Raw genomic sequence first — 4261 nt, 5'->3', positions numbered from 1 at the left:
GCCGCCGCCGGGACCCGTGGGCAGCGCACCGTCGGCGCGGCGGACGCTCCCGTCGCGCCGACCGGCACGGGAGCGAGCAGGACGGCGGACGTCGTGGCCGCCAGCAGCGCACCTCTCATGTGCCCGACCCTAGTCACGACGATCGCCCGGCGGGACGGGATGCTGGTCAACTGGCGTCGCCGCGACCGAGCAGGTAGTCGTGCAGGGCGGCGCTGCCCCGCAGCCGTCGCAGGCTGCGGGTGTGCAGCTCCTGCTCGCGGCGGCCCAGCTCGGCGCGAACCCGCTGAGCGCTGCCCGTGGTCCGCAGCTCGCCCAGCACCGCGGCGATGATCTCGAACGGGTACGCGCCCCGGCGCAGCAACGCGATCACCTGCGCCGCGCGTAGCTCCGCCTCGTCGTACACCCGGTAGTTGGTGCCCGGGGTGCGGCCCGGCCGCAGCAGCTCGCGCTCCTCCCACAGCCGCAGCTGCGAGGTCCGGACCCCGACCAGGGCTGCGACCTCGCCGATGCGGGCGCCGTGGCGTGGCGCGGGCCGGGCCGTCGGTGGGCTGGCCAGCACCGTCTCGAAGGCGCCGAGCACCCGGCGGATCTCGGCGCGTTCCCGGTCCAGCTCGGCGTGGCCGCCGTCGAGCGCCGCCAGGGCCGCCGGCACGTCTCCCCGGTGCACCGCCGCCATGATCTCCCGGGTACGGCTCCAGCCGTGCCCCTCGGCCAACCGCCGCGCCACGACCAGCGCCCGGGCGTGCTCGGCGGTGAAGATCCGGTAGCCGCTCGGGGTGCGGCGCACCGGCGGCAGCACCCCCAACTCGACGTAGTTGCGCACCTGCTGCACCGAGATCCCGACGGTGGCCGCCAGGTCCACGGCGCGCAGCCGATCCTTCGAGGCGACGTCCACGCGAGTCACCGTACCGCTTACCACGTGATTTGAGACTTTCCCGGACCTGCTGCTGAAACCAACGCTTGAAACTCGGCGAAAGTCTCTACGTGAGGATGAATGAGACAATGGAACCCGCCAGTGCTCGGCGGGGCAAAGTCCCGCCACGATTCCGTGAAGGGTTCGCATGTCGCAGCCAGCATGGTCCGCCGCCGACAGCCACGACATGATCGAGGTACGCGGAGCGCGGGAGAACAACCTCGCCGACGTCTCGGTCGACATCCCCAAGCGCCGGTTGACCGTCTTCACCGGTGTCTCCGGATCGGGCAAGTCGTCGCTGGTCTTCGGCACCATCGCCGCCGAGTCCCAGCGCATGATCAACGAGACCTACAGCGCGTTCCTCCAGTCGTTCATGCCGAACCTCAACCGGCCGGACGTCGACTCGCTGCGCAACCTCAGCGCGGCCATCGTCGTCGACCAGGAACGGATGGGGGTCAACTCCCGCTCCACCGTCGGCACCGCCACCGACGCGTACGCCATGCTGCGGATCCTCTTCAGCCGGCTCGGCCAGCCGTCCATCGGCGGCGCCGGGGCGTTCAGCTTCAACCTGCCCGAGGGCATGTGCCCCACCTGCGAGGGGCTGGGCCGGGTCTCCGACCTCGACGTCAACGAGTTGGTGGACGTCGAGCGCTCCCTCAACGACGGCGCGATCACCGTGCCCAACTTCGCGGTCGGCTCCTGGTACTGGCAGACCATCGTCGGCTCCGGCCTGTTCGACCCGGACGTCAAACTCCAGGACTTCACCCCCCAACAGTGGGAGGACTTCCTGCACAAACCGCCCACGAAGATCAAGGTCGGCAGCAACAACTGGACGTACGAGGGACTGGCGGTCAAGGTCAAGCGTCTCTTGCTGGCCAAGGACCGCGAGTCGATGCAACCGCACATCCGCGCCTTCGTCGACCGGGCGGTCACCTTCACCAGTTGCGGCGACTGCGGTGGCACCCGACTCAACACGGCGGCCCTGTCCTCGCGGATCGCCGGGCACACCATCGCCGACTGCTCGGCCATGCAGATCAGCGACCTGGCCGCGTTCGTCCGCACCGTCGACGACCCGGGGGCCGCGCCACTCGTCGCCAACCTTCGCGACCTGCTGGACTCCCTGGTCGAGATCGGTCTGGGCTACCTCAGCCTGGACCGCGAGTCGGCCACCCTCTCCGGCGGTGAGGCGCAACGGGTGAAGATGGTGCGGCACCTCGGCTCCAGCCTCTCCGACGTCACGTACGTCTTCGACGAACCCACCGTCGGCCTGCACCCGCACGACATCGCCCGGATGAACGACCTGCTGCTGCGGCTGCGCGACAAGGGCAACACCGTGCTGGTGGTGGAACACAAACCGGAGACCATCGCCATCGCCGACCACGTCGTCGACCTCGGGCCGGGCGCCGGCACCGACGGCGGCCGGATCTGCTTCACCGGTGACATCCCCGGCCTGCGCCGCTCCGACACGCTCACCGGGCGACACCTGGACCACCGGGTGACCCTGCGCGACGCGGTACGCCGACCCACCGGGCAGCTCGCCATCCGCCAGGCCGACCTGCACAACCTGCGCGACGTGGACGTGGACATCCCGCTCGGGGTCCTCACCGTGGTCACCGGCGTGGCCGGCTCCGGCAAGAGCTCACTGATCCACGGATCGCTGCGCGGCCGGTCCGGGGTCGTCATCGTCGACCAGTCCCCGATCCGTGGCTCACGACGCAGCAACCCGGCCACCTACAGCGGGCTGCTCGACCCGATCCGCACCGCCTTCGCCAAGGCCAACGGGGTCAAGGCCGCGCTGTTCAGCGCCAACTCCGAGGGCGCCTGCCCCGCCTGCAAGGGGATCGGGCTCATCTACACCGACCTCGCGATGATGGCCGGCGTCGCGAGCGTCTGCGAACGCTGCGAGGGGCGACGCTTCACCGACGAGGTGCTCACGTACACGCTGCGCGGCAAGAACATCCACGAGGTGCTGGCCATGTCCGTCACCGAGGCGTACGCGTTCTTCCCGCACCCCATCCTCAATCGGCTGGTCGACGTCGGGCTGGGCTACCTCAGCCTCGGCCAGCCACTGACCACCCTGTCCGGCGGGGAGCGGCAACGACTCAAGCTCGCCATCCACCTGGCCGAGAAGACCACCACGTACGTCCTCGACGAGCCGACCACAGGCCTGCACCTGGCCGACGTGGACCAACTGCTGGCCCTGCTCGACCGAATGGTCGACGCCGGAAACACGGTGATCGTCATCGAGCACCACCAGGCGGTCATGGCACACGCCGACTGGCTCATCGACCTCGGCCCCGGCGCCGGCCACGACGGCGGCCACATCGTCTTCACCGGCACACCGGCCAAACTGGTCGCCACCGGCGACACCCTCACCGCCAAGCACCTCCGCGAGTACGTCGGCGACCCGGCGGTGGTCGGCCAGAGCTGACACACCGCTGCCCAAGCCGGCCGGAAGGCGCGCGACGCCACGAGTGGCCGGCACAGGTGGGCCGGCACAGGTGGGCTGGCAGAGGTGGGCCGGCAGAGGTGGGCCGGCACAGGTGGGCCGGCACGGATGGCGGTGGTCAGGCGGTGGTTCGGCGGTCCTGTGGCGGTCAGGCGGTGGTTCCGCGGTGGTTCGGCGGTTGTCAGGCGGTGGTTCGGCGGTGGTTCCGCGGTGGTCAGGTGACGCGGCGGAGCCAGCGCCGCTGCCAGGGGGTTTCCACCGCCTTCGGGTGGTAGCCGGCGCGAACCCACGGCACCGCCCGCTCGACCGGCAGGCCATCGAGGATCGCCAGCGCTGCCAGGGCCGTTCCGGTGCGACCCACCCCGCCCCGACAGGCCACCTCGACGCGTTCACCGTCGTGCGCGCGCCGCAGCGCCTCCCGCAGGGCGTCGAGGGCTTCGGCGCGGTCGAGCGGCACCCAGAAATCGGGCCACCGGATCCGCCGGTGCGCCCAGGCCGGCTCTGGACCAGGGGCCAGCAGCACGGCGAAGTCGGCGGGCGACGTCACGGCAGCGACGCGGCGCCCGCGCACCCTCGCCCCACTGGGGAGTACGAGTACGCCCGACTGCTCGGACCACGGCTGTGCGTCAGTCACCCGCACATTGTGCCGCTGTTTCACCTACCGATGAGCACAGACAGCGCCGCCCCCGGCCGGTGGGCCGGGGGCGGCGCTGGTGTCGGTGTGCAGGTCGCCTCTCGGCGAGTGGCACGACACGGCTCCAGCCGAACGGTATTCCGCGAAGGCAATATTAGGTGAGGCCCGGGGACACTGAGTCACACCGACACTGTCCACAACCAGCCCGCCCCCCGCGTTGTTCCCCCCCCCCCCCCCCCCCCCCCCACCGCCCCCCCCCCCCCCG

Annotated in this window: 3 protein-coding genes; 1 reads left to right on the top strand and 2 read right to left on the bottom strand. The window is 71.1% G+C overall.

The genetic code is table 11. The features are described from left to right. Positions 1–166: 166 nt before the first annotated feature. Complete coding sequence (locus PSH25_RS26680) at positions 167–895, bottom strand: MerR family transcriptional regulator (protein WP_238661655.1); 729 nt, start codon at positions 893–895, stop codon at positions 167–169. 166 nt (positions 896–1061) lie between these two features. Between PSH25_RS26680 and PSH25_RS26675 the strand changes: the two genes are divergently transcribed. Continuing rightward, entirely contained in the window at positions 1062–3344 is a 2283-nt protein-coding gene (locus PSH25_RS26675) for an ATP-binding cassette domain-containing protein (protein ID WP_238661654.1), read from the top strand. 232 nt (positions 3345–3576) lie between these two features. Here the strand turns inward: PSH25_RS26675 and PSH25_RS26670 are convergent, their stop codons facing one another. Further along, the gene (locus tag PSH25_RS26670; protein ID WP_238661653.1) at positions 3577–3996 is read right to left on the bottom strand and encodes a protein-tyrosine phosphatase family protein; all 420 of its coding nucleotides are present in this window, start codon (positions 3994–3996) and stop codon (positions 3577–3579) included. Positions 3997–4261: the final 265 nt, after the last annotated feature.

This window comes from Micromonospora foliorum (assembly GCF_022229015.1).
GTDB classification, from domain to species: domain Bacteria; phylum Actinomycetota; class Actinomycetes; order Mycobacteriales; family Micromonosporaceae; genus Micromonospora; species Micromonospora foliorum.
This window is presented reverse-complemented; position numbering and strand designations above follow the sequence as displayed.